Below are 3,197 nucleotides of genomic sequence, written 5' to 3' on the forward strand. Positions count from 1 at the left end.
GAGCACGGCAGCTTCCTTTCCTCGCAGGCAGTTGCCCACCAACTACTTTCGGCGTTAAGAAGCTTAACTTCTGTGTTCGGCATGGGAACAGGTGTATCCTTCTTGCTTTCGCCACCGTACTCTTTTGAGCTTTTACACTCAAAACTAAACATAATCTCTCGCAAAAAACCTTCTCCAGATCGCTTGGCCTTTGGTCAAGTCCTCGACTGATTAGTACTGGTCCGCTCCATTCTTCACAGAACTTCCACTCCCAGCCTATCTACCTCATCGTCTTTGAGGTGTCTTACTGCTTACGCAAAGGAAATCTCATCTTGAGGGGGGCTTCGCACTTAGATGCTTTCAGCGCTTATCCCTTCCGCACATAGCTACCCAGCGATGCTCCTGGCGGAACAACTGGTACACCAGCGGTGCGTCCATCCCGGTCCTCTCGTACTAAGGACAGCTCCTCTCAAATTTCCTACGCCCACGACGGATAGGGACCGAACTGTCTCACGACGTTCTGAACCCAGCTCGCGTGCCGCTTTAATGGGCGAACAGCCCAACCCTTGGGACCGACTTCAGCCCCAGGATGCGACGAGCCGACATCGAGGTGCCAAACCTCCCCGTCGATGTGAACTCTTGGGGGAGATAAGCCTGTTATCCCCAGGGTAGCTTTTATCCGTTGAGTGATGGCCCTTCCATACGGTACCACCAGATCACTAAGTCCTAGTTTCCTACCTGCTCGAGTTGTCTCTCTCGCAGTCAAGCTCCCTTATACCTTTACACTCTGCGAATGATTTCCAACCATTCTGAGGGAACCTTTGAGCGCCTCCGTTACACTTTAGGAGGCGACCGCCCCAGTCAAACTGCCCACCTGACACTGTCCCTGGCCTGGCTTACAGGTCGAGGTTAGAGCATCCTTCAAACAAGGGTAGTATCCCAACATTGCCTCCAGCAAAACTAGCGTCCTGCTTTCCTTGGCTCCTACCTATCCTGTACATGTTTAAAAGATACTCAATATCAAGCTACAGTGAAGCTCCATGGGGTCTTTCCGTCCTGTCGCGGGTAACCCGCATCTTCACGGGTATTATAATTTCACCGAGTCTCTCGTTGAGACAGTGCCCAAATCATTACACCTTTCGTGCAGGTCGGAACTTACCCGACAAGGAATTTCGCTACCTTAGGACCGTTATAGTTACGGCCGCCGTTTACTGGGGCTTCAATTCAAACCTTCGCTTGCGCTAAGCTCTCCTCTTAACCTTCCAGCACCGGGCAGGTGTCAGCCTCTATACGTCATCTTACGATTTTGCAGAGACCTGTGTTTTTGATAAACAGTTGTTTGGGCCTATTCACTGCGGCTAACCATTCTCATGGCCAGCACCCCTTCTTCCGAAGTTACGGGGTCATTTTGCCGAGTTCCTTAACGAGAGTTCTCTCGCTCACCTTAGTGTTCTCCACTCGACTACCTGTGTCGGTTTGCGGTACGGGTATGTTCTCTCTGGCTAGAAGCTTTTCTTGGCAGTGTGACTACCACACCTTCGCTACTTTTACTTCGCTCCTCATCACGACTCGTGTTGCTGGTTAGAAGCATTTGACTCTTAACCGCACTTGTCGCTTGAACATCGTTCCATCGCGATGCGTGTTTCGCCTCCTGCGTCCCTCCATTGCTCATAACGATTGAACACAGTACAGGAATCTCTACCTGTTATCCATCGACTACGCCTCTCGGCCTTGCCTTAGGTCCCGACTTACCCTGGGCGGACGAGCCTGCCCCAGGAAACCTTAGTCTTTCGGCGGATAGGATTCTCACCTATCTTTCGCTACTCATACCGGCATTCTCACTTCTAAGCGCTCCAATTATCCTCTCGGTTAACCTTCGCCGCACTTAGAACGCTCTCCTACCACGTACTTACGTACATCCACAGTTTCGGTACTATGCTTAGCCCCGGTAAATTTTCGGCGCAGCGCCACTCGACTAGTGAGCTATTACGCACTCTTTGAATGATGGCTGCTTCTGAGCCAACGTCCTAGTTGTCTACGCAACTCCACATCCTTTTCCACTTAGCATAGATTTGGGGACCTTAACTGGTGATCTGGGCTGTTTCCCTTTCGACTACGGATCTTATCACTCGCAGTCTGACTCCCGTGTATAGATATCTGGAATTCGTAGTTTATCTGGATTCAGTAACCCCTGACGGGCCCCTAGTCCAAACAGAGCTCTACCTCCATTATCCTCTCCACGAGGCTAGCCCTAAAGCTATTTCGGAGAGAACCAGCTATCTCCAAGTTCGTTTGGAATTTCACCGCTACCCACAACTCATCCCCGCAATTTTTAACTTACGTGGGTTCGGCCCTCCAGCGCGTTTTACCACGCCTTCAGCCTGGTCATGGGTAGGTCACTTGGTTTCGGGTCTACGTCACCTAACTTCTCGCCCTCTTCAGACTCGCTTTCGCTCCGGCTCCGTCTTTTCTGACTTAACCTCGCTAGATAACGTAACTCGCCGGTTCATTCTACAAAAGGCACGCCATTGCACTTTAATGTGCTTTGACTACTTGTAGACACACGGTTTCAGGTTCTCTTTCACTCCCCTTCCGGGGTTCTTTTCACCTTTCCCTCACGGTACTGGTTCACTATCGGTCACTAATTAGTATTTAGCCTTGCGAGATGGTCCTCGCGGTTTCAACCGGGATTCCTCGTGTCCCGGCCTACTCAGGATTCTGCTAGGCGCGCTTGCAATTTCACGTACGGGGCTCTCACCCTCTCTGGCTTACCTTCCCAGATAATTCTGCTATCACTCACGCTACCACGTCGCAGTCCTACAACCCCAAATGATAAATCACTTGGTTTGGGCTCTTTCCTCTTCGCTCGCCGCTACTAAGGAAATCGATCTTTCTTTCTCTTCCTGCAGCTACTTAGATGTTTCAGTTCACTGCGTATTCCTTTGATTGACTATCTATTCATCAATCAATAATGCATCGCTGCATTGGGTTCCCCCATTCGGATATCTCCGGATCTCTGCGTACTTACCGCTCCCCGAAGCTTTTCGTAGTTCGTCACGTCCTTCATCGGCTTTTAGTGCCTAGGCATTCACCGTGCGCCCTTTTCTACTTGACCTTACTCAAGAATTCTCTTCTCGGTCGCCTTGCAATCTGTTCTCTTTGATTGTCTCGGTTTTTTGCTTGGATTATATTCAGTTTTCAATGTACTAGCTCTTTGA

General features: G+C 50.2%; 2 rRNA genes. Both read right to left on the reverse strand.

The features are described from left to right. Positions 1-2 precede the first annotated feature (2 nt). A 5S ribosomal RNA gene (gene rrf / locus CP357_RS09685) occupies positions 3-119 on the reverse strand. A 71-nt stretch (positions 120-190) separates the two neighbouring features. Continuing rightward, positions 191-3,094 (reverse strand): 23S ribosomal RNA (locus CP357_RS09690). Positions 3,095-3,197 lie beyond the last annotated feature (103 nt).

It is taken from the genome of Lactobacillus sp. UMNPBX6 (genome assembly GCF_002553975.1).
In the GTDB taxonomy this organism is placed as follows: domain Bacteria; phylum Bacillota; class Bacilli; order Lactobacillales; family Lactobacillaceae; genus Lactobacillus; species Lactobacillus gallinarum.